Below are 25,399 nucleotides of genomic sequence, written 5' to 3' on the forward strand. Positions count from 1 at the left end.
CTTGGGGAGATCGGCGCCTCGGCGCTGACGGCCACCGCGACAGTGCCGGCATCGCGGCGGGATGGCTTCTGCACGGCTGCCTCGCCTGACGGCGCGTCGCTCACCATGAGACCCGACGATGCCATCATGCCAGTGTTTTGCCCGACGGGTCAACGTCAGGGCGCATCGCGTCGACCATCAATCACGCAACGCGCAAGCCATTGAAATGACTACACCCGGCTACTGTGCATGGGGTTGTTTTTCAGATTTTTGTTTGGAGCTGCCCTCTCCAACGAGCGGAGAGGGCACAGCAACGGACGCCGCCCTACTCCCAATACCACGTCGAGAAATCGTTCTCGAATTGCGGGACGTCCTTCCAGACGCCCTTCAGCTTCTTGCTGGTGATGGTGATGAGCTGCGGCTGGTACAGATAGGCGGAGACGGCGTCGGTCGCGAGCATGCGTTGGGCGTCGCCGAGCAGCTTTGCGCGGGCAGCCTCGTCCGGCGTCGAGACGATCTGCTTGTAGAGCGCGTTGAACTTGTCGTTGTTGTAACCGAGATAGTAGTCCGGCTCGGTGATCTTGACGAGGTCGAATGGCTCGACATGGCTGACGATGGTGAGGTCGAAATTATGCGGACCGTTCGGCGCGAACACCTGCGACAGCCACTGCGCCCATTCGACGTTCTCGATTTTGGCGACGATGCCGACCTTGGCGAGCTGGGCGGCAGCGATCTCGCCGCCCTGCCTCGCATAGGACGGCGGCGGCAGCTTCAGCGACAATTCGAGCGGCGTGGTGACGCCGGCTTCAGTGAGCAGCTTCTTGGCCTTCTCGGGGTCGTACGGATTGATGCCTGTCGTGTCGACGTAGCCGAGCGCGCCCGGCACGTAGAAGCTGCCGATCGGCGTCCCGAAGCCGTCGACGGCGCCGTCGATCATCGCCTTGCGGTCGATCGCGGCAAGGATGGCGCGGCGGACGCGGACGTCGTCCAGCGGCTTCTTGCGGTGGTTGATGGCGAGGATGGTCTTGGCCCTGGAGCCGCCGACCAGCACTGTGAAGCGCGGATCGGCCTTGAACTGTGCCAAGGCGCGCGCCGCGGCGACGCGCGGGAAGGCGTCCACGTCACCCGACAGCAGCGCCGCCACCTGCGCCGCCGGATCGGAGATGAAGCGGATCGTCACCTTGGACAACTTGACCGCGGCGGCGTTGCGGTAGTCGGCCCATTTGGTCAGAGTGATCGAAGAACCCTTCGCCCAGGCGCCAAGCTGATAAGGCCCGGTGCCAACCGGCTGCGTCACATTGGTGGCTGCGCTCTTCGGCTCGACGATCGAGCCGCTCGCCTGCCCCAGCAGGAACGGCAGATTCGGCTCGGAATATTTCACCGTGATCACGATCGTGTCGGCATCCGGTGCGTCGACCTTCTCGAAAGCCTGGAACAGGCTTTTGTCCTTGTTCGTGCTGTTCGGCGCGGCGTTGCGCTCGAACGAGAATTTCACGGCCGCAGAATCGAAGGGTTCGCCGTTCTGGAATTTGACGCCCTTGCGCAGCTTGAACGTATAGGTCTTCAAATCCGGCGAAGCGGTCCAGCTCTCGGCGAGCAGCGGCGAGACCGAGCCGTCCTCGTTGATCTTGGTCAGGGTCTCATAGATGTTGTAGAGCGTGACCTCGGCAATCGCGGCGGCGGCGGCATTGGTGGGATCGAGGCCCGGCGGCTCCAGCGCCATCGCCATGACGACGCTGTCCTTCTTGCTCTGCGCCAGCGCCGGCAAAGGCGCCATGACGAGCGCAGCAGCAAATGCGACGATCGATAGTTTCCTGAACATGCGCAACTCCCCAGCCTGTTCCGTTCTCAAGCCTACGCTAATCCTGCTCCGGACATTAACCTTCCACGGCCGCCTGCGGCAACGCCATCACGGTCTCGGCCTTGTGGCAGGCGGCAAGGTGCCCCTCGCCCATCTTGCGTAACGCAGGCGGAACCTCGCGGCAATGCTGGTCGGCAAGGGTGCAGCGCGATGCATAGGGGCATCCGGCCGCTGCCGCCGATTGCGAGGCGATCGCCTGGGCCCCGCGCCGGCGCCGGCTACCCCCGGCACGCGCCCGCGGCACCGCATCCAAGAGCGCCCGCGTATAGGGATGGGCGCAGCACTCGAACAGATCTTCGGGGCGCCCCTGCTCGACGATGCGGCCGAGATACATCACCGCGACTTCGTCGCAGAGATAGTCGACGACGGCGAGATCGTGGCTGATCAGGATGTAGCTGAGGCCGAACTGCTCCTGGAGGTCCTGCATCAGGTTGAGCACCTGGGCCTGCACGGAGACGTCGAGCGCGGAGACCGGCTCGTCGGCGACGATCAGCTTCGGCTGCGTGATCAGCGCACGCGCAATGGCGATGCGCTGGCGCTGGCCGCCCGAGAATTCGTGCGGATATTTGTCAATGTCGGCGTCACGCAAGCCGACCTGGCGCAGCACAGCCGCGACACGGTCGCGGAAGGTGGTGCGGTCGGCGCCTTCCAGCACGGTCAGCGGCTCGGAAACGATCCGCGCGATGGTCTGACGCGGATCAAGCGAGCCGTAAGGGTCCTGGAACACCATCTGGAAATCACGGCGGGCGCGGCGCAGTTCGTCAGCCGGGATACGATTGAGATCACGGCCGAGCAGCGCGACCTGGCCCGACGTCGGCCGCTCCAGCGCCATCACAAGGCGCGCGAAGGTGGACTTGCCGGAGCCGGATTCGCCGACGATGCCGAGGCTCTTGCCGGCCTGGACCTGCACGCTGACGCCGTTGAGCGCGCGCACCTGCCCTGGCGGGCGAAACAGGCTTTCCCGCGGCAGCGTGTAGCGCTGCTCGAGATCCCTGACATCGAGAAGCGGCGCGGTGCTCATGCGGTCAGCGCTCCGACAGGCTCAGCCATCGAGACGTCCGTCCGGATGCAGCGCACCAGATGGCCGGGGCCGACATCCACCATCGGCGGCAGTGCGGCGCGACATTGGTCAATCACGAGCGGACAGCGATCGGAAAAGGTGCAGCCGGACGGCAGATCGGCGAGCTCCGGCACCGTGCCCGAGATCGTCTTCAGCCGCGTGCCCTTGCGCGCGCCGAGCTTCGGCCGAGCGCGGAACAGGCCCTGCGTGTAGGGATGTCCCATGCGGCGGAACACCTCGTCGGTCGGCCCGCTCTCGACGACGGTGCCGCCATACATCACCATCATGCGCTGCACGTTCTCGGCGATGACGCCGAGATCGTGCGAGATGAGGATCATCGACATGCCGCGCTCCTCGACAAGATCGGCGACGAGGTCGAGGATCTGGCCCTGGATGGTGACGTCGAGCGCCGTAGTCGGCTCATCCGCGATTAGGAGGTCCGGTTCGCAGGCCAGCGCCATCGCGATGGTGATGCGCTGGCGCTGGCCGCCCGAGAACTGGTGCGGATAGGCGTCGACGCGCCGCGCGGGGTCGGGCAGCCCGACGCGGTCGAGCAAGGCGATGGTCTCGCGCCGCGCCTGCGCCGCCGAGTATTTCTTATGCCGCCGCAGCGGCTCGGCGACCTGGTTGCCGATCGTGTGCATTGGATTGAGCGCGGTCATCGGCTCCTGGAAGATCATGCTGATGCGGTTGCCGCGCAGGCGGCAATAATCGGCATCCGAGAGTCCGACGAGCTCGTCGCCGTCCAGCTTGATGCTGCCGGTGACGGCCGCGCTGTCCGGCAGCAGCCCCATCAACGACAATGCCGTGACCGACTTGCCGCAGCCGGACTCGCCGACGAGCCCGAGGGTCTCACCACGCTCGAGAGCGAAGCTGACGCCGCGCACAGCCCGTGCCGGCCCGCGGCTGGTGTTGAGGCGGACGCCGAGATTTTCGACTTCGATCAGCGGCACGTTGGAGCGCTCGCCCATCGTCATCGCTCCCGCGCCAGTCGGGGATCGAGCAGGTCGCGCAATCCGTCACCGAGGAGATTGAGACCGAGCACAGCGATGGCGATTGCAGCGCCCGGATAGACCGCGAGCATCGGCGACTGGAACAGCAGCGTCTGTGCATCGTTCAACATCCGCCCCCAGGACGGCTGCGGCGGCTGCGTGCCGAGACCGAGATAGGACAGCGCGGCCTCGGCGAGAATGGCCAGCGCGAACTGGATCGTGACCTGCACGATCAGGATCGTCAGGATGTTCGGCAGCACGTGCTCGATGGTGATGCGGAAGCGCCCCTTGCCCGCCGCGCGCGCGGCCAGCACGAATTCGCGCGCCCAGATCGCATTGGCGGAGCCGCGCGTCAGCCGTGTCAGCGTCGGGATCTGGAAGATGCCGATCGCAACGATCGAGGTCACCATACCGGGGCCGACGACCGCGGCGAGCATGATCGCGGACAGCACGGCGGGAAAGGCGAAGGTGAAGTCGGAAAAGCGCATGATGATCTCTTCGATCCAGCCCCGCTGGGCCGAGCCGATCAGGCCCAGCGTGACGCCGAAGGTGAGACCGATGCTGACGGCGATGACGCCGACCATGATGGTGGAGCGGGCCCCCGCCAGCAGCAGCGAGACGATGTCGCGGCCGAAGGAATCGGTGCCGAGCCAGTGCGCCGCCGAGGGCGGCTTGAGCTTTGCGGCGATATCGATCTCGTAAGGGGACCAGGGTGTCCAGACCAGGGAAAGCAGCGCAGAACCGATCACGGCAAGCACCAAGACGCCACCGAGCACGAAGCTGCGATGCCGCAGCGCCCTCCGCCAAAAGCCCGTCGCGGGGCGCGCCGGCGGGGCGGCCGTCGGCAATCCAACTGCGGTGGCGAGCGGATCACTCACAGGTCGTGGACCTTGATGCGGGGATCGATGAAGGCGTAGAGCACATCGACCACGAAGTTGACGATGACGACCATGGCCGCGAGCAGCATCACGCAGTTGCGCACCACGATGAGGTCGCGGTTGGCGATCGACTGGAAGATCAGCCGGCCGAGGCCCGGCAGGTAGAACACGTTCTCGATCACGATGGTGCCGGCGAGCAGATTGGCGAATTGCAGGCCCATCACCGTCATCACGGGGATCATGGCGTTGCGCAGCACGTGGCTCCACAGCACCTCGCGCTTGCCGAGTCCCTTCGCGCGGGCGGTGCGCACGAAGTCCTCGCGCAGCACTTCGAGGACGGCCGATCGCGTGACGCGCGCGAGGATCGCGGCCTGCACCACGGCAAGCGAGACCGCCGGCAGCAGCAGTGACTTGATTCCCGGCCACATGCCGTCCTCCCAGCCGGCAAAGCCGCCCGCCGAGAGCCACTGCAGCCGCACCGCGAACAAGAGCACCAGCAGGATCGCGAACCAGAAGTTTGGCAGCGCGATGCCGACCTGGCTCAGCGACATCACGCCGATATCGCCGAGTTTGTTGTGGTTGGCCGCGGTGTAGATGCCGGCGGAGAGCGCCAGCGTCACGGTGATCGCCATCGCCAGGATCGCGAGCGGAATGGTCAGCACCAGCCGTTCGGCGATCAGGCTGGCGACTGGGGTGCCGTAGACATAGGAGTTCCCGAGATCGCCGACGACGAGGCCCTTGATCCATTGCAGGTAGCGAACGGCCAACGGCTGATCGAGCCCGAGCTTGACGGTGAGCGCGCGAACCGCGTCGGGCGAGGCGTCGGCGCCCATCAGCATCTGCGCGGCATTGCCGGGAAGCGCGTCGAGCACCAGGAAGATGATCAGCGACGCGCCGACCAGCGTCGCCAGCAAGGTCAACAGACGTCGGAGGACAAAGACGCTCATGCGTGCTCGGCTGCAGGGCTCACTCGCGGCACGATCAACATGTCTGGGCGCCGGACGCAAGCTCTTTGCGAGCGCACCGATGCTCTATCACCGTCACCCTGAGGTGCTCGTCCTGCAACGCAGAACGAGCCTCGAAGGGCGACGGCCCGGCTGCATCTCGGCCGTTCATCCTTCGAGGCTCCCGATGGGGCGCTCCGCGCCCCATCACTCGCACTCAGGATGACGGAAGCCACAGCGAACTGGCACATCCCTGAAGATGCAGTCTCCACGAGCTGCCCCTAGCTGGGCCGGCGGGACAGAAGGCCGCTCGAGGCCTCGAACAATGCGCTCACGCGCAGCAATTCTGCGTCCGCCCGGAAGCGGCCGACCAGTTGGAGGCCGATCGGCAGGCCGTCGCGGGCAAAGCCGCAGGGAAGGCTGATGGCGGGATGGCCGGTCATGTTGAACGGCATGGTCCAGGGGAACCAGTGCGGCCGGACGCTGTCGTAGTGCCGACCATCGATCTCGATGCTGCCGAAGAGGTCCTGCTTGATCGGCAGCGCGGTGCGGGTGAGCGTCGGCATCGCCAGGAGGTGTCCGCGCGCAAGCAGCGATTGCACGCGGCGGAACAACGCGGTGCGCGCGAACATCGCCTCCTGATAGTCGACGCCGCTGACCTCGCTGGCGAGCGCGAGCTGCTTGAGGAAGGCCTCGCTCAGTTCGTTCTTGTGCTCGGCCGCGAGCTTTGCAAAGCGCGTGCGCCAGACGGTGTGGTTGATGGCGCGCCAGATCGGCTCGATATCGAAATCATCGCCGGAGAACTCCTCGAGCTCGGCACCTAACCCCGCCAGTCGATCAAGGCTCGCCTTGAAGCTGGCGGCGACCTCAGTGGACACCGGACGGCCCGGCGGCGTCAGGCAGTACAGGATCCTCAAGCCGCGCAGGTCGCCGCGCGAGGCCGCGGTGCCGATGAAGTCAGGCACGGGGACGCCAATCGACCAGGGATCGCAGGCATCCTCGCCCGCCATCGCCTGCATCATCAGCGCGGTATCGGCCACGGTGCGGGTGGTCGGCGTGACGTAGGTCTGATTGCCGAACACCTCCAGCGCCTGGCTGTGCGGGATCACGCCGTTGCTCTGCTTCAGCCCGACCACGCCGTTGCAGGCCGCCGGAATTCGCGTCGAGCCGCCGCCGTCGGTCGCAATCGCCAGCGGCGCGATGCCGCTTGCCACCGCCACCGCCGCGCCGCCGCTGGATCCGCCGGACGAGCGGCAGGCGTCCCAGGCATTGCGGGTGCGGCCGAACAAAGGTGAATCGGTGAGGCACTTGCTGCCGAACTCCGGCGTCGTGGTCTTGCCGATCAGGATCGCGCCCTCGCTGCGCAGCCGCGCAACGGCGACTGCATCCTCGGTCGGCACGTTGTCCTTGAAGGGAACGGCGCCGAAGGTGGTCTTCACGCCCTTCGTGTTGACGATGTCCTTGACGGTGACGGGGATGCCATGCAGCAGGCCGAGTTCCTCGCCCGCCATTACCTTGCGCTCGGCTTCGCGCGCCGCTGCGATCGCCTCATCACCGCACAGGGTGATGAAGCAGTTCAATTCGGGCTGGAGCGCCTCGGCGCGGGCAAGCACGGCGCGGGTGAGCTCGACTGGCGACAGCTTCCTCGCGACGATCAGGCTACGCAGCTCAGTTGCGGAGCGGAGACAGAGGTCGTTGCTCATGGTGGCAGGCTCGCATCAGGGTGTACAGACCTTGCCAGCGCGCAGCCCATCTGTCCATTTCGATCGGTGCATGGCCGTCGTCGATCGCGGCATCGCGAAGCCTTGCGCCGACTACCACCTCCAGCTGACCTCGTGGCTCCAGGGTGGATCGGCGCCCGGACGGGTGCAAGTGAGGCCGGCGCAATTGGCCGCGAAGGACAGCGCGCGGCGAAGCTCGTCGGCACCGACGTCCTTCAAGGCTTGCCGGGCAATGCGCCCCTGCTTGTGCAGAGCGAACAACAATGCCGCCTGAAAGCTGTCGCCCGCGCCGATGGTATCGGCGACCTCGACTTTGGGGGCGACGACTTCGATCTGCCCCGCCCCTGCATGCCAAGCGACGGCGCCATGGTTGCCCCTGGTGACGACGACGAGGCTCGTGCCCTGCGCGAGCAGCGCGCTCGCGCGCTGCTGATAGGGCTCGTCGCCAAAGAGATAGGCGAAATCGACGTCCGACATCTTGATGAGATCAGCATGCCCAGCGAACTCCGCCATGCGGGCGAGATAGGCCGGCTTGTCCTTGACGAGATTCGGTCGGCAGTTCGGATCGAAGGAGATGGTCGAGAACGCGCGCGCATCCGCGATCAGAGCTGTGGTCTCCGCCGCGCCCCGGTCGTTGACCAGCGTGGTCGAGCCGACATGGAGAGCTTCAACCGTGTCGAGCGGAATTGTCCCGCGTCGGTACGTCCAGTTCCGCGTCGCCGTCTCGGCATCGTAGAACGCGTAGTGCGACTCGCCCGCGACGATGCGGACGAAGGCGAGCGTGGTCTGGTGATCGCTGCGGGTGGCAAGACCGAGGTCGACGCTGGAGGCGGTTGCATGATCGGCGATCATCCGCCCGAACAGGTCGGTCGAAACGCCGCCGACGAAGCCGGTCGGCGCGCCGAGCCGCGCCATACCGATCGCGACGTTGAGACAGGAGCCGCCGACGGCGGGCATAACGGCCTCGCGACCTTCCGCATTTCGCGTCGGCACGAAATCAATCAGCGCATCGCCGCAGGCAATCAGCATGTCTTTCAACCTCTCGCGACGCTGCGCATCGCCGCGCGGCTCCCCTGGTCGACCTCTCGCAGCAGCTTGTAGACCTCGCGCTTGCGGGCATGAAACGCCGCCATCTCGGGCGCGGTCGGCTCGCTCTTGCGTCCCAGCGCCGACATTTTGGCCATGGTCTGGCCGATGTTGGCATAGGCACCGCCGGCGACGGCGCCGAGCATGGCGGCGCCGAGCAGCACCGGCTCCTTCGTCTGCGGCAGCGCGACGGTAAGGCCGGTGGTGTCGGCCATGATCTGCCGCACCAGCGGACTTCGGCTGGCGCCGCCGCCCATGATCATGATGTTCGAGCGCACGCCATGAGCGGCAAAAGCCTCGATCACCTCGGCGAGCCCATAGGCAAGACCGCAGAGGCCGGCGACGAACAACCGCTCCATCGAACCGATGTCGGTGTCGAGATCGAGGCCGGCGATCACCGCGCGCGTGTCCGGGTCGGCATAGGGCGAGCGGTTACCGATGAATTCCGGCAGGACGTGGACGTCGCGCGCCAGCAGCGCAGCGCGACTGGCATCGCCTGCGCGCGCGATGATGCGGCGCTCGAGGAAGTCGATGAGATCGAGGCCCTCGCTGCGCGCGATCGTGCTCACCTCGCTGAAACCGGGGTGCGACTTGAGGAGATGGTCGATCGCCGCGCCCGCCGCCGACTGGCCACCCTCGTTGAGCCAGAGGTCCGGGACCATGCCGGAATAATAAGGCCCCCACACGCCTTGCACGAAGCATGGCTCCTTCGTCGTCGCCATGATGCACGCCGACGTTCCCATGATGTAGGCGAGACGGTCGCAGACGTCGGTCACCTCGCCCGCCCCATCGCGTCCGCCGATCGCCCCGACGCCGCCGGCGTGGGCGTCGATCAGTGAGGCGCCGACCGGCGTGCCCGGTGACAGGCCGAGTTCAGTCGCGGCAGTTCGGGTCAGCCCTGCCCCAAGCCGCGTGCCGGGGGCGACGATCTCGACGCCGATGCGCGCATAATTCTCGGCGACAAAGTCGGACAGACCAATGCGCTTGAAGAATGGCGCGCTCCAGCCGCCGCCCTCGTGGGCGAGGTAGTTCCACTTGCAGGTGACCGTGCAGGTCGAACGCTGCAGCGAGCCGGTCGCGCGCCAGGTCAGGTAGTCCGCGAGATCGAAGAAATGGCCCGCCGCGTCAAAACTCGTGCGCAGATGCCGCTTCAGCCACAGCAGCTTCGGCATCTCCATCTCGGGTGAGATCGAGCCGCCGACATAGCGCAGCACCGCATCCTCGGTCTCGTTGATCAGCCGCGCCTCGGCGATGGCGCGATGGTCCATCCAGACGATGACGTTGCGCTGCCTGTCGCCGGATCCACTGACGGTGAGCGGCTCGCCATGCCGATCGAGGACAACCAAGGAACAGGTAGCGTCGAAGCCGATACCGCCGACGCTATCGGGCGTAATGCCAGCCTCCGCCATCGCCGCGCGTACCGATGCCGCGCAGGCCTCCCAAATGTCCTGTGACGACTGCTCGACGATATCGCCGGCCTCGTGCCAGACCCGGATCGGATGACGCGCCATCGCGAGCAGCGTGCCAGCCTCGTCAAATACCCCTGCCCGCGTGCTCGTGGTCCCTACATCGACGCCGATATACGCTCGCGGCATTGTCGCTCCCGGTCGCTTCGTCAGTCTTGACGGGAGCCTACCAGCAAGTGTAGCCGCCATCCACCAGCACGATGCTGCCGGTCATCAGGCTCGCGGCCTCCGACGAGAGGAACAGCACGACGGAAGCGATCTCCTCGACCTGCCCCATCCGCGCCATCGGAGTTCCGCCGATCCAGGCGTCGTACATCTTGGGATTGCTCTTTACGAAGGCGTTGAGCGGCGTCTCGATGTAGGTCGGGGCCACCGCATTGACGCGGATGCCGCGCGCGCCCCATTCGGCGGCGAGCGACTTGGTCAGATGGTGCACGGCAGCCTTGGAGGCGTTATAGAAGCACTGCTCCTGCGGCTTGTTGACGATGAAGCCGCTCATCGAGCCGACATTGACGATGGCGCCGCTTCCAGCCTTCAGCATGTGCTTGCCGAACTCGCGGCAGCACCAGAACGTGCCGTTGAGATTGACGTCGATGACGTTGAGCCAGTGCTCGTCGGTGACGGTCTCCGCGGGCGTCTCGCTGCGGGCGATGCCGGCATTGTTGACGAGGATGTCGACCTTGCCGTGGCGGGCGACGAGGTCGTTCGCGACTTCGGCCACACGGTTGGTATCGGTGACATCCATGACCGCGGTCTCGACGTCAAGACCCTTTGCCCTCAGGCTGGCTTTCCCGCTGTCAGCGACCTTGCCGTCACGGTCGCCGATGATGACCCGGGCGCCGGCCTCGGCCAGCGCCTCGGCGCAGCCAAGGCCGATGCCCTGCCCGCCGCCGGTAATGAACGCGGTCTTGCCGTTCAGCTTGAATTTTTCCAGGTACATGATCGTCCTTCCGTTTTCTTGCCGTTTCTTGTCAGCTCCGAAGAGCGTTGCCGTTCTCGTCGAAGCGGTGGATGCGCCCGGGGTCCGGCACCAGCGATACGCGGTCACCGGCGTGCAGACTCAATTCGCCGATGTAGCGCGCCGTCAGCATGCCGAGCGCGCCGGCATCGACGTAAAGGAAGGTGTCGCTACCGAGATGCTCGGCCACTGCGATAGTGCCCTGCCAGCCGCCAGCGCCGTCGCGCTCGATTTTGAGGTGCTCCGGCCGGACGCCGATCGTCGCTGCCCCCTTGTGCAAAGCAGGCTCGCCGGTGACGAAATTCATCTTGGGCGAGCCGATGAAGCCGGCGACGAAGAGATTGGCGGGCCGCTCGTAGAGCTCCAATGGTGAGCCATATTGTTCGATCTTGCCGCCGTTGAGCACGACGATCTTGTCGGCCATGGTCATGGCTTCGACCTGGTCGTGGGTGACGTAGATCGCGGTGGTGCCGAGTTGCTTCTGCAGCCGCGTCACCTCGATGCGCATCTGCACGCGCAGCGCCGCGTCGAGATTGGAGAGCGGTTCGTCGAACAGAAACGCCTTGGGCTCGCGCACGATGGCGCGGCCGATCGCGACCCGCTGGCGCTGGCCGCCGGATAGCTCGCGTGGCTTGCGATCGAGATAGGGCGTGAGGTTGAGCGTCGCGGCGGCGGCCTCGACCTTGCGGTTGATCTCGTCCTTGGCAAGGCCGGCCATCTTGAGGCCGAAGCCGATATTGCCGCGCACGCTCATATGCGGATAGAGCGCGTAGGACTGGAACACCATCGACAGCCCCCGTTTTGCCGGCGGCGTGTCGACGACGTTCTTGCCGTCGATCAGGATCTTGCCGCCGCTGACGTCCTCGAGCCCCGCAATCAGCCGCAGCAGTGTGGTCTTGCCGCAGCCGGAGGGACCGACGAACACAACGAAGGACCCATCGGCGATATCGAGGTCGGCCCCCTTGATGATGTGCACCGGGCCGAAGGATTTTTGTACGCCCTGAAGTGTGATCTGACCCATGATCCCCCTCTACTTCACCGCGCCGAAGGTGAGCCCGCGCACGAGCTGCTTCTGACTGAACCAACCGAGGACGAGAATAGGTGCGATCGCCAGCGTCGAGGCCGCCGACAGCTTGGCCCAGAACAATCCTTCCGGGCTCGAATAGGAGGCGATGAACGTGGTGAGTGGCGCGGCGCTCGAGGTCGACAGATTGAGCGTCCAGAACGCCTCGTTCCAGGCCAGGATCAGGTTCAGCAGCAAGGTTGAGGCGAGCCCCGGGATCGCCATCGGGGTCAACACGTAGATGAGCTCACGGCCGATGGTGGCGCCATCCATGCGTGCGGCCTCCAGAATGTCGCGCGGAATCTCCTTGAAATAGGTGAACAGCATCCAGATGACGATCGGCAGGTTTCCGAGGCACAGGATAAAGACGAGGCCGATGCGAGAATCGAGAAGGCCGAAGGACTTGTAGATCAGGTAGATCGGCACCAGCACGCCGACCGGCGGCATCATCTTGGTCGAGAGCATCCAGAGCAGGACGTCCTTGGTACGTTTGGTCGGCGAGAACGCCATCGACCACGCCGCGGGAATGGCGATCAACAGTGCAATCAGCGTCGAGCCGCCGGCGATGATGATCGAGTTCATCGCGTGGTGCAGATAGTCGCTGCGCTCCTGCACGGTAGCGTAGTTTTCCATGGTCCAGTGGAAGAACAGGAACGATGGCGGTACCGCGAATGCCTCGAGTTCGGTCTTGAAGCTCGCCAGCCCCATCCACAGAATCGGGAAGAAGATCAGGAAGCCGAACGGCCAGGCCGCCGCCGTCGATATCGCCACCCGCCGCGTCGTCGCCATCCGCGCCATGTCAGGCCTCCAAATTGCGGCCGACGATACGGACCAGGAAGAAGGCGACGACATTGGCGATCACCACCGCGACGAGGCCGCCCGCGGAGGCGCTGCCGACGTCGAACTGGATCAACGCCTGCGAATAGATCAGGAACGCGATGTTGGTGGTTTGCAAGCCCGGCCCGCCGCCGGTGGTGACGAAGATCTCGGCGAATACGGTGAGCAGGAAGATGGTCTCGATCAGGATCACCACCGTGATGGGCCGCGCGAGGTGCGGCAGCGTGATGTAGATGAAGGTCGAGACCGCGCTGGCGCCGTCCATCTCGGCGGCTTCCTTCTGTTCCTCGTCGAGCGATTGCAGCGCCGTCAGCAGGATGAGCGTCGCGAACGGCAGCCATTGCCACGTCACGATCAGGATGACGGCAAGCAGCGGTACATCGTTGAACCAATCGATCGGCGTAAGGCCGAACAGCGAAGTGAGCCAGGCGAACAATCCCGACACCGGATGCATCAACAGGTTCTTCCAGACCAGCGCGCTCACCGTCGGCATCACGAAGAACGGGGCGATCACCATCAGCCGCACGAAATTGCGCCCGATCACGGGCTGGTCCATCAGCAGCGCCAGGGGAATGCCGAGCAGGATGGTCAGCGCCAGCACGGAGCCAACGAGCACCAGCGTATTCTGGAGCGAGGCCAGGAAAGCGGGATCGGTGAGGAAGTAGCGGAAGTTTTCCAGGCCGACGAACGATTCCGAGCCGGGGTCGAGCAGGCTATAATGCAGTGTCGAGAAGTAGATCGTCAGGGCGAGCGGGACGATCATCCAGATGAAGAGCAGCCCGACCGCAGGTGTCAGCAGCGAGCGCGCAAGAAACTGCGTCTGCCGGGTTGCCATCCTGACTTCTCCTCTTGGGGAAGAAGGCGGCCATCCATCCGGGGACGGACGAATGGCCGCGAGTCTGAGCTCAGGAGGAAGAGCTCGGGTTCATTTGATGTAGCCGGCGCGCTTCATCTCGCGCTCGGTTGCGGATTGGGCGGCCGAGAGCGCCGCGTCGACGGTGGTGGAGCCCGCAAGCGCCGCGGAGAATTGCTGGCCCACCTGGGTGCCGATGCCCTGGAATTCTGGGATCGCGGCGTATTGCACACCCACGTAGGGAACGGGCTTCACCGTCGGCTTGTTGGGATCAGCGGCGTCGATCGAGGCCAGCGTCAGCTTGGCGAACGGCGCGACCTTCAGATAGTCGGGGTTCTGGTAGAGCGAGGTGCGCGTGCCCGGCGGCACGTTGGCCCACCCCTCCTTCGATGCCACAAGCTTGGTGTAGTCCTTGCTGGTTGCCCAGGCGATGAACTTCTCGGCGGCTTCCGTCTTCTTGGAGCCGGCGGGGATTGCGAGATTCCAGGCCCACAGCCAGTTGGCGTTCTTGCCAAGCCCGGTGTTGGGCGCGAGCGCGAAACCGACCTTGTCGGCGACCATGGAGTCCTTCGGGTTGGTGACGAAGGACGCCGCGACCGTGGCGTCGATCCACATCGCGCATTTGCCGGCGTTGAACAGTGCCAGATTCTCGTTGAAACCGTTGGAACTCGCGCCGGGCGGGCCGGCTTCCTTCATGAGATTGACGTAAGTCGTCAGCGTCGCCTTCCATTCCGGCGTGTTGAACTGCGGCTCCCACTTCTCGTCGAACCAGCGCGCGCCGTAGGAATTGGCCATCGCCGACAGGAACGCCATGTTCTCACCCCAGCCGGCCTTGCCGCGCAGGCAGATCCCGTAGACGCCGGCGCTCTTGTCCGTGAGCTTCTTGGCGGCGTCGACGACGAAATCCCAGGTCGGCTTTTCCGGCATCTTCAGGCCGGCCTTCTCGAACAGATCGGTGCGGTACATCACCATCGAGCTCTCGCCGTAGAACGGCGCGGCGTAGAGCTTGCCGTCGAAGGAGACCGCATCCTTGATCTTGGGCAGGAGGTCGGCGACGTCGTAATCGGCGCCGAGATTGGCCAGCGGCACCAGCCAGCCCTTCTTGGCCCAGATCGGCACCTCGTAGGTACCGATGGTGAGGACGTCGAACTGGCCGCCCTTGGTGGCGATGTCGGTGGTGACGCGCTGGCGCAGCACGTTCTCCTCCAGCGTCACCCATTTTACGGTGATATCAGGATTCTTCTTGGTGAATTCCCCCGTCAGCCCCTGCATGCGGATCATGTCACCATTGTTGACGGTGGCGATGGTCAGGGTCGTTTCGGCCATCGCGGGAACGGCCAGCAGCAGGCAAGACGCGCCGCAGACGGCGCCCAGGACGTGTTTCACGGTGACCTCCCTAAGAGTCGCGTTTTGAGCATATGCCCACGCGTTGAGCGTATGTTCAGCCCAAGGAAGACAGTTGTCAAGCAGGCGCGCGAGTGTTCAAGCAACTTATGAGTGCTGCGGTGCGGGAGGGACGGGGTGTCGCTTCACTCATAACCGTCATACCCCGCGAAGGCGGGGCATCGAGTACTCCGAGTCGTTTATTGGTTTGCCTCAAGTGGGGCCGCGGCGTAATAGATCGTCCGCCTTCGCGGACGATGACAGCGGTGTGGGTAGAGGGACTTCCCGCCTCGTATGCACGCCGGAGGCGTAAACGCCCTATCGCTCCAAGATCGCCCTTGCTGTCGCCTCGTCCGTGATCAGCCCATTGATCAACCGCCCGTTCAGTGCCGCAGCGATCGCCGCCACTTTGGCGGCGCCAACCGCGGCGCCGATCGTCGTGGTCTTCGCCGGCACTTCCGGCGGAATGCTGGTGAGGCGCTTGTTGGTGCCGGCCTTGAGCAGGCGGCCCTTGGCATCATATGCCCAGCCCGTGATCTCGCCGATGGCCCCCAGACGCATCATCTCGAACAATTCGTCCCGGGTGACGAAACCGTCGATATGCACCTGCGCCTTCTGGTCCATCTGACCGATGCCGACGAGGCGCAAATCCGCCTTGGCCGCGACTGCCTTCACCTTCGCGATCGGCTCGATGCGCACCATCCTATTGCGCTCGTCCTCCGACGACATCAGGAACGGCAGCGGCATCGGATAGTGCCGCGCCCCGGTGCGGTCGGCGAGCCGGCCGACGGTATCGTAGAAGCTGGCCGAGCCGTCGGCGGAGATATTGCCCACCAGCGAGACGATCTGGTGATTGGGCCGGTCGATCGGCGTGACGCGCTCGACCGCGGCGCGCACGGCCCGGCCGGTGCCGAGCGCGACGATGACCGGCGTCTCCGAGCGCAGCGTCGCATCGAGCAGATTGGCGCAGCGCTCGGCGATGCCTGCATTGGCCTGCGGCGCGACAAAATCTGCCGGCACCACCTCACAATGAACGAGCTTGAACCGCTCCTTCAGACGCGCCGCCAGCTCCATGCAGGCGGCGATGGGATGTTCGAGCCGGAAGGTGATGAGACGTTCGGCAAGGCACAGCGAGACCAGCCGCTGCGCCGAAGCGCGCGAGACCTGGAGCATCTTTGCGATCTCGTCTTGAGTGTGGCCGGCAATGAAGTAAAGCCAGCCGGCGCGCGCAGCGTCGTCGAGTTTCGACTTGTCGTTCTCGGCCGCCATGCGGGGCTCACACCTTCCAGAAATCGCTCATGCGCGCGAAGACCCGATCGGCTCCGGCGGCGGACAATATAGCGTGGCCGTCGCCGGTGCGATAATGGCCGCCGCCGACAAATCCCCAGACGGTCATTCCGGCCGCCTTGCCCGCCTGCACACCGCTGACGCTGTCCTCGATCACCAGCGTGCGTGAGGGCGGCGAGCGCATGTTCTCGGCCGCATGGAGGAAGAGATCGGGCGCCGGCTTACCGTGCCTGACCATCTGCGCGGTGTAGAGCCGATCGCCGAAATGTGCCCGAAGACCGGTGACGTCGAGCGAGAGCGATACGCGGTCGATGTCGCTGGACGAGGCCACGCAGAACGGCACGGTCAGCTCCGAGATCACCGCCTCCACCCCGGGGATCGGCTCGAGCGAGGCGACAAACGTCTCCAGCACATGTGACTTCAATCGCGGCAGGAAGCCATCCGGCACGATCTGGCCGAGATCGCGGTAGTGCTGCTCGATCGCCTTGGTGCTGCGTCCAAGAAACAGTTCGAGCGCTTGCTCCTCGCTGAGCGCGAAACCGAACTCGGCCAGCACCTCGGACAGGCAGCGGCAGCTCAAGAGCTCGCTGTCGACGAGCACGCCGTCACAATCGAAGATGATCAGATCGGGTTCTGGCCGGCCTTGGTCCATCCGGCCATTCGATCATATACTCAGCAGGTGAGCAATAGCTCAGAAGCCGATGTTGAATCATGGAATCGCCGGGGAGATCTTCGAGGATTCCCAGCCGGCCTCTCGTTGCTCGCAATCCGTCGCCGACATCTGCCTTCCACATCAAAGACGCCGAACAGATATCTCACCGGCGCGGTTCCGACTTTGTCGGCGCACAAACAATGCATCCGGCCGGAGGCGCGTTTGCGCTATCGCAACGTCCCGCTGGTCCTTCCGCCCTAACGTGGATCAATTGAGTTCCACAGGCGCAATATGAGGCGATGCACAAATCGGGCTGATGACCGCGTCCCCACTATCATCGCATTCGCCATCGCGCTCCGGCGAATGGGGGTGCTATCGACGGTGGCAAAGGTCTCGGCGGTGAGCCTTTCGGTTGCCATCGCCGTGGTGCTCTTCACGACGCAATAATCGTCGGGCGTCGCAGCCCATTCCGGCAACAGAGCGCTTCGGCTCATCGCCGTAACGCGGTAAAGTTCGCTACCGCACACGACCCAATGAGTTCGCTATGCCTGAGATCATCAATCTTGGTGGGCTGCAGCTGACTTTTCTCCGGAGCAAGGACGACACTGCCGGCGCTCTCGATCTGTTCGAGATGACGCTCCAGCCGAACGCGCGAATGCCGATCCCTCACTATCACGATCGTTGGGACGAAACGATCTATGGACTAAGCGGCGTCTCGACCTGGCGGATCGATGGAATGGACGTCGACGTGGCGCCGGGCGAGACCGCGTTCATCAAGCGCGGCGTGGTGCACGGCTTTACAAATCGTTCGGCCCGGCCGGCGACCTGCCTGTGCATACTCACCCCCGGCGCGCTTGGTCCTAAATATTTCAAGGAAATGGCGGTCCTGCTCGCCGCCGGCACGCCCGATCCGGCAAAGATGAAGGAGACGATGCTGCGCTACGGATTGGTACCAGTGCTGCAGTCTTGAGCTGTTTACGACGCAGTAGCGGGCTGGCAGTCGGGACCGTAGACCGCATGGAACGCAGCGGAATGCGGGACAGTCTCGCCGAGCGGACAGAACCCGGAATGCGCTTCACTCCATCCGGGCGACGACGGCCTCATCGCCGCTGGTTATAGACATCGATGCACACCGCACCGAGCAGCACCAGGCCCTTGATGACCTGTTGATAGTCGATGCCGATGCCGAGGATGGACATGCCGTTGTTCATCACGCCCATGATCATGGCGCCGACGACGGCGCCGCCGACCCGCCCCACCCCGCCATAGGCCGAGGCACCGCCGATGAAGCAGGCGGCGATGACGTCGAGCTCGAAGCCGAGGCCGGCCTTGGGCGTCGCGGTGTTGAGGCGCGCGGCGAAGACGAGGCCGGCGAGGGCGGCGAGCACGCCCATGTTGACGAAGGTCAGGAAGGTCAGCCGCTCGGTCTTGATGCCTGACAGGCTTGCCGCCTTGGCGTTGCCGCCGACCGCATAGATCTGCCGGCCGATCACGGTGCGACGGGTCACGAAACCGTAGAGCGCGATCAGCGCGGTCATGATCACCAGCACGTTGGGCAGGCCGCGATGCGATGCGATCAGATAGGTGAAATAGAGCACGGCGCACGCCAGCAGGATGCTCTTGCCGAGGAAGAAAGCGTAGGGCTCGATCTCGATGCCGTGCGATTGCTCGCGCGACCTGCCCTTGGCGCTGGCGTAGACGAGACCGAGCGCGAGCACCGCCCCGATCAGCATGGACGTCGGGTGTAGCGTGCCGGCCTCGGGCAGCAGCTCCGGAATGAAGCCCGAGGACAATTTCTGGAAGGTCGGCGGGAACGGGCCTAGCGACTGGCCCTGCAACACCGCCAGCGCCAGCCCCTTGAACACCAGCATCCCCGCCAGGGTGACGATGAAGGACGGGATCTTGAAATAGGCCACCCAATAGCCTTGTGCGGCGCCAATGGCGGCACCGACCAGCAGGCAGGCGATGAAGGCAAGCGTGTAATCGACCTTGTAGGTCACCATGAGAACAGCGGCGACAGCGCCGATGAAGCCCGCGACCGAGCCGACCGAGAGGTCGATATGGCCGGTGACGATCACCAGCAGCATGCCGAGCGCCATGATGACGATGTAGCTGTTCTGGAGCACCAGATTGGTGAGGTTGAGCGGCTGCAGCAGCGTGCCGCCAGTCACGACCTGGAAGAACAGCATGATCGCGACCAGCGACATCAGCATGCCGTAGTTGCGCAAATTGTTCTTGATGAAGCTGCCGTGCCGGCGCTCCTCGGGCAGCGACACCGTCTTGTCGGTCATGGCTGCGATCCTCCCATCTCCGCGGCCGCTGGCGCGGCGTTCCCAATGCTTCGTTCGTTGCGCATGATGGCGCGCATGATCTTCTCCTGCGTCGCCTCCGATCCCCTGAACTCCCCAACAAAGGCACCGTCGTTCATGACGCAGATGCGGTCGCAGATGCCGAGCAGCTCGGGCATTTCCGAGGAGATCACCACGACGCCGCGGCCCGCTTCCGCGAGCTCGTTGATGATACAGTAAATCTCGTATTTGGCACCGACATCGATACCCCTCGTCGGCTCGTCCAGGATGAGAACCTTGGGGTCGGTCATCAGCCATTTGGACAGCACGACCTTCTGCTGATTGCCGCCGGAGAGCTGGCCGGTCTCCTGGTAGACGTCGGAGCAGCGGATCCGCATCCTGCTGCGGTAGTCGCTGGCGACCTTCAGCTCGGCGATGTCGTCGATCACGCGGCCGGGCGCGACCTGGTCGAGGCTCGCAAGCGTGATGTTCTTGCGGACATCGTCCGCGAGGATCAGGCCGAGCTGCTTGCGGTCCTCGGTGACATAGGCGAGGCCGGCGTCGATCGCCGCGGCGACGCTCGGCAGGGCCATCTCCCTGCCCTCGAGGCGGAGGCTGCCGCTGATATTGGTGCCCCAGGAACGGCCGAACAGGCTCATCGCGAATTCGGTACGGCCGGCGCCCATCAGGCCGGCGATGCCCACGACCTCGCCGCGCCTGACACTGAAATTGACGTTCTTGATCACCTGCCGCTCGGGATGAATGGGGTGATAGACCGACCAGCTCGCGACATCGAGCACGGGCTCGCCGATCTTCACGCTGCGCTCCGGGAAACGATGCGCCATATCGCGATTGACCATGCTGCGGATGATGCGGTCTTCCTGGATCGGCTCGGCATGGCAGTCGATGCTATCGACGGTGCGGCCGTCGCGCAGTACGGTGATGTGGTCGGCGACCTTGGCGACCTCGTTCAGCTTGTGCGAGATCAGGATCGAACCGATGCCCTGCTCGCGGAACGCCTTCAGGCGTTCGAGCAGCGCGGCGCTGTCGGCCTCGTTGAGGCTCGCGGTCGGCTCGTCCAGGATCAGCATCCGCACGCGCTTGGACAGTGCTTTGGCGATTTCCACGAGCTGCTGCTTGCCGACTCCGAGATCGGTGATCAGTGTATCAGGCGATTCCCTTAGGCCGACCTGCGCCAGCAGCTCGCGCGTGCGCCGGTACACTTCGTCACGATCGATCACGCCGAGCTTCGACGGCGGATGCGACAGGAAGATGTTTTCCGCGATCGACATCAGCGGGATCAAGGCCAGTTCCTGGTGGATGATGATGATGCCGAGCGCCTCGGAATCGTTGATGTCGCGGAAACGGCGCTCCTCGCCCTCGAAGACAATTGTGCCCTCGTAGCTGCCGTGCGGATAGACGCCGCTCAGCACCTTCATCAGCGTCGACTTGCCGGCGCCGTTCTCGCCGACGAGGGCGTGGATCTGCCCGGCATGAACAGAGAAGTTGACGTCGCGCAGCGCCTGTACACCGGCAAAGCTCTTGCTGACGTTACGCATCTCCAGCATGGCGGTCATTGGCTTTGGTGTCCCTTGCTCTACTTCGCCTCTCGCCGCGTGCGCGGAGAGATTGAATGATATCACTGCATCCACATCGTCATTGCGAGCGCAGCGAAACAATCCGGACTATTTCCGCGGCGGCAGACTGGATTGCTTCGCTGCCCTCGCAATGACGGAGTGCATAGCAACCATTGCCCGTGTGGAAACCCTCTCCCCGCAAACGGTAGGGGAATCGCATATGGTGCTGGCAGGGTGTTGCCAAGCGGTTGGAACTGGATTCTTTGGGTGTCTCTCGATTCCAGAGGGAGACCTGAATGCGCAAGCTCAAGCGCCTGTTTCGACCGCTCAAGGACCCGCGCGCCAGCAACACCCGACATGATCTTGTGGAGATCCTCGTCATCGCCTTGGCGGCGACGCTGGCTGGCGCCAAGACCTGCACCGAGTTCGAGTTCTTTGGCCAAGGCCGCGAGGAGCTGTTGCGGCGCTTCCTGGAGCTCAGGCACGGCATTCCGAGCCACGATACGTTCAGCAACGTCTTCCGTGCGCTGGATCCGAAGGGGCTGGAAGCGGTTTTGCGCAAATTCAGCAAGAGCTTCGGCATCAAGGGGGTGGTCAGCATCGACGGCAAGGCGCTGCGCGGGGCCTACACGCGGGGCCGGCAGGCCACGCCGCTGCATATGGTCAATGTCTGGGCCGCAGGCACTCGCATGGCGCTGGCTCAGAGAAAGGCTCCCAACCGCAACGAGGTTGCCGGGGCTCTCGAAGTCCTCGCCCTGCTCGATCTGGACGGGGCTCTTGTCACCGCCGACGCCTTGCATTGCCGGCCCGATACCGCGCAGGCCATCCTCGATCGGAAGGGGCACTACGTGTTAGCCATCAAGAGTAACCGTGGCCGGCTCTTCAAGGCCGCCAAGACGTTGGTCGATACAGCCCGAAAGCCCGCGCGAGCGAGTCAACGAAGAGCCACTGCCCACGGTCGCGCCGAGCGCCGGCAGGCCATCGTCGCGCCGGCTCCTCAGTTGGCGAAGCAATACGACTTCCCCGCTATCGCCGCCGTCGGTCGCATCGACAGCTGGCGCGCCAACTCTGGCAAGGCTGTCAAACACACGGTCCGATACTTCCTCGCCTCGCGCCTGCTGTCGGCCAAAAAGCTGCTCGAGGTCGTGCGTGCTCACTGGAGCATCGAGAACAACCTGCACTGGGTTCTCGACGTTCTGTTCGACGAAGATGCCTGCCGCAGCCGCAAAGATCACGCCGCCGAAAATCTCGCCCTCATCCGCAAGCTGGCCATCAATACCCTGCAGGCAACGCCCGGTCCTGCCCGCATCAGCCACAAAATGCTCCAAGCCAGATGGAATAATGACTTCCTTCTCTCCGCCCTCGCCCATATGCGATAGCCCTACCGCAAACGGGGAGAGGGGAAAGAGAGAGTCTTACTGGAACTGCGACTTCTTGTAGTAGCCGCTGTCGACCAGCACCTTCTCCCAATTATCCTTGTACACCACGACCGGCTTGAGCAGATAGGACGGCACGGTCTTGACGCCGTTCTCATAGGTCTTGGTGTCGTTGACGGTGACCTCCTTGCCGGCAAGCGCGGCGTCGACCATGTCGGCGGTCACCTTGGCGAGGTCGCGGGTGTCCTTGAAGATGGTCGAATACTGGTCGCCGCGCAGCATGGCCTTGATCGAGGGCACTTCGGCGTCCTGGCCCGAGATAACAGGCATCGGCTGGTCGGCACTGCCATAGCCGACGCCCTTCAGCGAGGAGATGATGCCGATCGAGATGCCGTCATAAGGCGACAGTACGGCATTGATCTTCTTGTTGCCGTAGTAGGCACTGAGCAGGTTATCCATGCGGGCCTGCGCCGTGGCGCCGTCCCAGCGCAGGGTTGCGACCTTGTCCATGCCCATCTGGCCGGAGACGACGACGAGCTTGCCGCTGTCGATATACGGCTTCAGCACGCTCATCGCGCCGTTATAGAAGAAGTAGGCGTTGTTGTCGTCGGGCGAGCCGCCGAACAGCTCGATGTTGAAGGGACCCTTGCCTTCCTTGAGGCCGAGCCCCTTTTCGATCGACTGCGCCTGGAGCACCCCGACCTGGAAATTGTCGAAGGTCGCGTAATAGTCGACGTTCGGCGTGCCGCGGATCAGGCGGTCATAGGCGATCACGGTGATGCCCTTGGCCTTGGCTTGCTTGAGCACGTCGGACAGCGTGGTGCCGTCGATCGCGGCGATCACCAGCGCCTTGGCGCCCTTGGTCACCATGTTCTCGACCTGCGAGAGCTGGTTCGGGATGTCGTCCTCGGCATATTGCAGGTCGGTGTTGTAGCCGCGCTCTTTCAGCACCTTGACCATGTTGTTGCCATCGTCGATCCACCGCGCCGAGGATTTGGTCGGCATGGCGATGCCGACCGTCGCCTTCTGGGCGAAGGCGGGCACGCCTGCGGCCATCGTGGCAGCACCGGCCAGCGCCAGCGCGAGAAACGTCGTCTTCAGTTTCAACATGTTTCACTCCCTTGTGTTTCACTGTCTTCTTCGTAGCGTCGAGAACGTGGTGGTGGGCTGCCTCTGGTCTCCTATGCGAGCTTGACGTCGGGTTCCGCGCGTCCGCGCGCGGATGCCTCCAGTAGAAAAGTGCAGCCGGCTTGCGGATCGGCGGCGCGCGCGGCCGCGTCCATGTCCTGCCAGGCCGAGGTGACGAGGAGGCGCGACAGATCGGGGCCGACGAAGGCGGGACAGCTTGCCTGTATTGCGGGCACGCTCAACGAGCGAAGGCGCTCGCCTTGCGGAGAATAGACGTCGATCCGGCTCGCCCCCCAGCAGGCATTCCAGATCCTTCCATCAGCGTCGCACACTGAGCCATCAAGGCCGCCGATGCCGCTGTGGCGCAACAGCACCTCCGGCTCGCCGCGCGGCAGGCCGGTCGCAGGATTGAGCGGCACGGCATAGAGCACGTCGCGCGGAGTGTCGGTGAAATAGCCGGTGGCGCCGTCAGGCGAGAAGCAGATCGAATTTGGAATGCTGATGCCCGGAAACAGCGTCGCGATCCTCCCCCGATGGAGCGCATAGATCGCGCCCGCCTGCGGCTCGGCCCTCTTGCCCATGGTGCCGATCCAGAACGTGCCTGATTGATGCACGCGGCAATCGTTTGAGCGCGTCGCCGGATTGTCCGCTTCGAGCGGACAGAACAGTGTCATCGCGCCGTCGACGAGCGTTCGAATGTAGAGCCCGTCCTCCGCGACGATCAACTGGCGTTCGGCATCGATGCGTCCGAGCGCGCTCGCCATCCGGTCGAGTGCGTGGACACGAACGCCGCCGCTGCCGAGCCGAGCCTCGAACAGCAGCCCTTCACGGATGTCGAACCACCAGGCCGTATCGGTGGTCACGTCATAGGTCGGACCTTCGCCGAGATGGCAAGGATGGTGCGACAGGACAGTGGTTGGCACCTGTTCCATCATGGCGACCTCGCCGAGAATCGATAAACCGTGTGATGGCGATACGTCCCGCCGGGATCAAGGCGCGGGCTCGGGAAGTCCGGCCGGTTCGGCGCATCAGGCCAGATGTGTGGCTCCAGGCACATCGCGTCCGATTGTCGGATGAGCTTGCCGCCCTTGCCCGAAATGGTGCCGTCGAGATAGTTGCCGGAATAGACCTGGAGTCCGGGCTGATCGGTGAACAGCTCCATGATGCGCCCGGAGCGCGGCGCCTCGAGCCGCGCCGCGAGCGCAAGCTTGCCATCGCGCCCGAGGCAGTAGGTGTGATCGTAGCCCCTGCCGTTTTGCAATTGCTGATCGTTCTCACGGATCCGCTCGCCGACCGGCCGGGCCCTGCGGAAGTCGAACGGCGTGCCGGCAACCGCGCGCGCCGGCTCCGGCAGCGGAATGGCGGTGGCATCAATGGCCAGGAAATGGTCTGCGGCGACGGTCAGCTCGTGATCGAGAATGGACGTTCCCGACGTCGCGCCCTCCAGGTTGAAGAAGCTGTGGTTGGTCAGGTTGACGATGGTCGTTCGGTCCGTCCGCGCCTCCATGACGAGCGACAGTTCGGCTGGACCGGTGACGCGATAGGTCACGCGCACGTCGAGCCGGCCGGGATAGTTCTCTTCGCCATGCGGGCTCGTATAAGTGAGCGTCACCGCGGGCTCGGGGCCCTCCTCGATTGCGGCAATCTCCCAGAGCTTGCGGTCGAAACCATCCAGGCCGCCGTGCAGCGCGTTGGGACCGTTGTTGACGGGAAGCTGCACCGTCTCGCCATGAAGCGAAAACTGCCCCTTGGCGATGCGGTTGGCGTAGCGGCCGACCGTGGCGCCGAAAAACTTTCGTTCGGCGAGGTAGCCGGCAAACGCGTCATGGCCGAGTACGACGTCGTCGTATCCACCTTTGGCATCCGGCGCGATCAGCGCTTGCAACACCGCGCCGTGGCTGATGATGCGCGCCTCGAAGCCGCCCTCCCCGCGCAGCGCGACGCGCTCGACCCTGCGGCCATCCGGCAACTTCCCGAAAACGTCTCTCGTGACCTTTGATGCGGCCATGC

Annotated in this window: 22 protein-coding genes; 2 read left to right on the forward strand and 20 right to left on the reverse strand. The window is 64.5% G+C overall.

Annotation, left to right across the window (positions count from 1 at the left end; translation table 11 throughout):
- Positions 1 to 304 precede the first annotated feature (304 nt).
- The 15 genes from BRAD3257_RS24690 to BRAD3257_RS24760 all read right to left on the reverse strand — a co-directional run bounded on the left by BRAD3257_RS24690 (position 305) and on the right by BRAD3257_RS24760 (position 17,020).
- Complete coding sequence (locus tag BRAD3257_RS24690) at positions 305 to 1,801, reverse strand: ABC transporter substrate-binding protein (protein WP_122404009.1); 1,497 nt, start codon at positions 1,799 to 1,801, stop codon at positions 305 to 307.
- Between the two features lie 55 nt (positions 1,802 to 1,856).
- Positions 1,857 to 2,861: an ABC transporter ATP-binding protein gene (locus BRAD3257_RS24695; RefSeq protein ID WP_122404010.1), complete on the reverse strand. Its 1,005-nt coding sequence runs from the start codon at positions 2,859 to 2,861 to the stop codon at positions 1,857 to 1,859.
- Positions 2,858 to 3,871 (reverse strand): ABC transporter ATP-binding protein, encoded by a 1,014-nt coding sequence (locus BRAD3257_RS24700; protein WP_162500348.1) that lies wholly within the window; start codon positions 3,869 to 3,871, stop codon positions 2,858 to 2,860. The genes BRAD3257_RS24695 and BRAD3257_RS24700 overlap by 4 nt, the downstream gene beginning before the upstream one ends.
- A 2-nt stretch (positions 3,872 to 3,873) precedes the next feature.
- Positions 3,874 to 4,770 (reverse strand): ABC transporter permease, encoded by an 897-nt coding sequence (locus BRAD3257_RS24705; protein WP_376707318.1) that lies wholly within the window; start codon positions 4,768 to 4,770, stop codon positions 3,874 to 3,876.
- On the reverse strand, positions 4,767 to 5,717 hold the full coding sequence (locus BRAD3257_RS24710; protein ID WP_122404013.1) for an ABC transporter permease: 951 nt from the start codon (positions 5,715 to 5,717) through the stop codon (positions 4,767 to 4,769). The genes BRAD3257_RS24705 and BRAD3257_RS24710 overlap by 4 nt, the downstream gene beginning before the upstream one ends.
- 278 nt (positions 5,718 to 5,995) lie before the next feature.
- Positions 5,996 to 7,417, reverse strand: a complete 1,422-nt coding sequence (locus tag BRAD3257_RS24715; protein WP_122404014.1) for an amidase — start codon at positions 7,415 to 7,417, stop codon at positions 5,996 to 5,998.
- 111 nt (positions 7,418 to 7,528) lie between these two features.
- Positions 7,529 to 8,464, reverse strand: coding sequence for a carbohydrate kinase family protein (locus BRAD3257_RS24720; RefSeq protein WP_122404015.1), 936 nt, complete (start codon positions 8,462 to 8,464; stop codon positions 7,529 to 7,531).
- A gap of 5 nt (positions 8,465 to 8,469) precedes the next feature.
- Positions 8,470 to 10,116, reverse strand: a complete 1,647-nt coding sequence (locus BRAD3257_RS24725; protein ID WP_122404016.1) for an FGGY-family carbohydrate kinase — start codon at positions 10,114 to 10,116, stop codon at positions 8,470 to 8,472.
- A 37-nt stretch (positions 10,117 to 10,153) separates the two neighbouring features.
- The gene (locus BRAD3257_RS24730; RefSeq protein ID WP_122404017.1) at positions 10,154 to 10,927 is read right to left on the reverse strand and encodes an SDR family NAD(P)-dependent oxidoreductase; all 774 of its coding nucleotides are present in this window, start codon (positions 10,925 to 10,927) and stop codon (positions 10,154 to 10,156) included.
- A 31-nt stretch (positions 10,928 to 10,958) separates the two neighbouring features.
- Positions 10,959 to 11,966 carry an ABC transporter ATP-binding protein gene (locus BRAD3257_RS24735; protein WP_122404018.1) on the reverse strand — a complete coding sequence of 336 codons (1,008 nt, stop codon included), beginning with the start codon at positions 11,964 to 11,966 and terminating at the stop codon, positions 10,959 to 10,961.
- A gap of 9 nt (positions 11,967 to 11,975) precedes the next feature.
- The gene (locus BRAD3257_RS24740) at positions 11,976 to 12,806 is read right to left on the reverse strand and encodes a carbohydrate ABC transporter permease (protein ID WP_122404019.1); all 831 of its coding nucleotides are present in this window, start codon (positions 12,804 to 12,806) and stop codon (positions 11,976 to 11,978) included.
- A 1-nt stretch (position 12,807) separates the two neighbouring features.
- Positions 12,808 to 13,680, reverse strand: coding sequence for a carbohydrate ABC transporter permease (locus BRAD3257_RS24745; RefSeq protein WP_122404020.1), 873 nt, complete (start codon positions 13,678 to 13,680; stop codon positions 12,808 to 12,810).
- A gap of 90 nt (positions 13,681 to 13,770) precedes the next feature.
- Positions 13,771 to 15,084, reverse strand: a complete 1,314-nt coding sequence (locus BRAD3257_RS24750) for an ABC transporter substrate-binding protein (RefSeq protein WP_122404021.1) — start codon at positions 15,082 to 15,084, stop codon at positions 13,771 to 13,773.
- Between the two features lie 315 nt (positions 15,085 to 15,399).
- Complete coding sequence (locus BRAD3257_RS24755; RefSeq protein ID WP_122404022.1) at positions 15,400 to 16,350, reverse strand: sugar-binding transcriptional regulator; 951 nt, start codon at positions 16,348 to 16,350, stop codon at positions 15,400 to 15,402.
- A 7-nt stretch (positions 16,351 to 16,357) separates the two neighbouring features.
- Positions 16,358 to 17,020, reverse strand: coding sequence for an HAD family hydrolase (locus tag BRAD3257_RS24760; protein ID WP_122404023.1), 663 nt, complete (start codon positions 17,018 to 17,020; stop codon positions 16,358 to 16,360).
- 544 nt (positions 17,021 to 17,564) lie between these two features.
- Here BRAD3257_RS24760 and BRAD3257_RS24765 point away from each other — a divergent pair.
- Positions 17,565 to 17,990, forward strand: a complete 426-nt coding sequence (locus BRAD3257_RS24765) for a cupin domain-containing protein (RefSeq protein ID WP_122404024.1) — start codon at positions 17,565 to 17,567, stop codon at positions 17,988 to 17,990.
- Between the two features lie 130 nt (positions 17,991 to 18,120).
- Here the strand turns inward: BRAD3257_RS24765 and mmsB are convergent, their stop codons facing one another.
- Entirely contained in the window at positions 18,121 to 19,311 is a 1,191-nt protein-coding gene (mmsB, locus tag BRAD3257_RS24770) for a multiple monosaccharide ABC transporter permease (protein WP_122404025.1), read from the reverse strand.
- The gene (gene mmsA, locus BRAD3257_RS24775; protein WP_122404026.1) at positions 19,308 to 20,885 is read right to left on the reverse strand and encodes a multiple monosaccharide ABC transporter ATP-binding protein; all 1,578 of its coding nucleotides are present in this window, start codon (positions 20,883 to 20,885) and stop codon (positions 19,308 to 19,310) included. The genes mmsB and mmsA overlap by 4 nt, the downstream gene beginning before the upstream one ends.
- A gap of 296 nt (positions 20,886 to 21,181) precedes the next feature.
- Here mmsA and BRAD3257_RS24785 point away from each other — a divergent pair, with 296 nt between their 5' ends.
- Positions 21,182 to 22,264: an ISAs1 family transposase gene (locus tag BRAD3257_RS24785; RefSeq protein WP_122400463.1), complete on the forward strand. Its 1,083-nt coding sequence runs from the start codon at positions 21,182 to 21,184 to the stop codon at positions 22,262 to 22,264.
- Positions 22,265 to 22,300: 36 nt separating this feature from the next.
- Here the strand turns inward: BRAD3257_RS24785 and chvE are convergent, their stop codons facing one another.
- The 3 genes from chvE to BRAD3257_RS24800 all read right to left on the reverse strand — a co-directional run bounded on the left by chvE (position 22,301) and on the right by BRAD3257_RS24800 (position 25,397).
- Positions 22,301 to 23,371 carry a multiple monosaccharide ABC transporter substrate-binding protein gene (gene chvE / locus BRAD3257_RS24790; protein ID WP_122404028.1) on the reverse strand — a complete coding sequence of 357 codons (1,071 nt, stop codon included), beginning with the start codon at positions 23,369 to 23,371 and terminating at the stop codon, positions 22,301 to 22,303.
- A 71-nt stretch (positions 23,372 to 23,442) separates the two neighbouring features.
- A complete protein-coding gene (locus tag BRAD3257_RS24795) occupies positions 23,443 to 24,321 on the reverse strand; it encodes an SMP-30/gluconolactonase/LRE family protein (protein WP_162500616.1) in 879 nt (292 codons plus the stop codon).
- On the reverse strand, positions 24,321 to 25,397 hold the full coding sequence (locus BRAD3257_RS24800) for an aldose epimerase family protein (protein ID WP_122404030.1): 1,077 nt from the start codon (positions 25,395 to 25,397) through the stop codon (positions 24,321 to 24,323). The genes BRAD3257_RS24795 and BRAD3257_RS24800 overlap by 1 nt, the downstream gene beginning before the upstream one ends.
- Positions 25,398 to 25,399 lie beyond the last annotated feature (2 nt).

The organism is Bradyrhizobium vignae, assembly GCF_900324035.1.
Lineage (GTDB): Bacteria > Pseudomonadota > Alphaproteobacteria > Rhizobiales > Xanthobacteraceae > Bradyrhizobium > Bradyrhizobium vignae.

What these genes read in the sequence shown, in the direction of transcription:
- BRAD3257_RS24695 (WP_122404010.1), bottom strand. Translation starts at nt 2,861, where the DNA reads ATGAGCACCGCGCCGCTTCTCGATGTCAGGGATCTCGAGCAGCGCTAC.
- BRAD3257_RS24700 (WP_162500348.1), bottom strand. Translation starts at nt 3,871, where the DNA reads ATGGGCGAGCGCTCCAACGTGCCGCTGATCGAAGTCGAAAATCTCGGC.
- BRAD3257_RS24785 (WP_122400463.1), top strand. Translation starts at nt 21,182, where the DNA reads ATGCGCAAGCTCAAGCGCCTGTTTCGACCGCTCAAGGACCCGCGCGCC.
- BRAD3257_RS24795 (WP_162500616.1), bottom strand. Translation starts at nt 24,321, where the DNA reads ATGGAACAGGTGCCAACCACTGTCCTGTCGCACCATCCTTGCCATCTC.
- BRAD3257_RS24710 (WP_122404013.1), bottom strand. Translation starts at nt 5,717, where the DNA reads ATGAGCGTCTTTGTCCTCCGACGTCTGTTGACCTTGCTGGCGACGCTG.
- mmsB (WP_122404025.1), bottom strand. Translation starts at nt 19,311, where the DNA reads ATGACCGACAAGACGGTGTCGCTGCCCGAGGAGCGCCGGCACGGCAGC.
- BRAD3257_RS24730 (WP_122404017.1), bottom strand. Translation starts at nt 10,927, where the DNA reads ATGTACCTGGAAAAATTCAAGCTGAACGGCAAGACCGCGTTCATTACC.
- BRAD3257_RS24725 (WP_122404016.1), bottom strand. Translation starts at nt 10,116, where the DNA reads ATGCCGCGAGCGTATATCGGCGTCGATGTAGGGACCACGAGCACGCGG.
- BRAD3257_RS24755 (WP_122404022.1), bottom strand. Translation starts at nt 16,350, where the DNA reads ATGGCGGCCGAGAACGACAAGTCGAAACTCGACGACGCTGCGCGCGCC.
- chvE (WP_122404028.1), bottom strand. Translation starts at nt 23,371, where the DNA reads ATGTTGAAACTGAAGACGACGTTTCTCGCGCTGGCGCTGGCCGGTGCT.
- BRAD3257_RS24745 (WP_122404020.1), bottom strand. Translation starts at nt 13,680, where the DNA reads ATGGCAACCCGGCAGACGCAGTTTCTTGCGCGCTCGCTGCTGACACCT.
- BRAD3257_RS24690 (WP_122404009.1), bottom strand. Translation starts at nt 1,801, where the DNA reads ATGTTCAGGAAACTATCGATCGTCGCATTTGCTGCTGCGCTCGTCATG.
- BRAD3257_RS24800 (WP_122404030.1), bottom strand. Translation starts at nt 25,397, where the DNA reads ATGGCCGCATCAAAGGTCACGAGAGACGTTTTCGGGAAGTTGCCGGAT.
- BRAD3257_RS24760 (WP_122404023.1), bottom strand. Translation starts at nt 17,020, where the DNA reads ATGGACCAAGGCCGGCCAGAACCCGATCTGATCATCTTCGATTGTGAC.
- BRAD3257_RS24765 (WP_122404024.1), top strand. Translation starts at nt 17,565, where the DNA reads ATGCCTGAGATCATCAATCTTGGTGGGCTGCAGCTGACTTTTCTCCGG.
- BRAD3257_RS24735 (WP_122404018.1), bottom strand. Translation starts at nt 11,966, where the DNA reads ATGGGTCAGATCACACTTCAGGGCGTACAAAAATCCTTCGGCCCGGTG.
- BRAD3257_RS24720 (WP_122404015.1), bottom strand. Translation starts at nt 8,464, where the DNA reads ATGCTGATTGCCTGCGGCGATGCGCTGATTGATTTCGTGCCGACGCGA.
- BRAD3257_RS24740 (WP_122404019.1), bottom strand. Translation starts at nt 12,806, where the DNA reads ATGGCGCGGATGGCGACGACGCGGCGGGTGGCGATATCGACGGCGGCG.
- mmsA (WP_122404026.1), bottom strand. Translation starts at nt 20,885, where the DNA reads ATGACCGCCATGCTGGAGATGCGTAACGTCAGCAAGAGCTTTGCCGGT.
- BRAD3257_RS24715 (WP_122404014.1), bottom strand. Translation starts at nt 7,417, where the DNA reads ATGAGCAACGACCTCTGTCTCCGCTCCGCAACTGAGCTGCGTAGCCTG.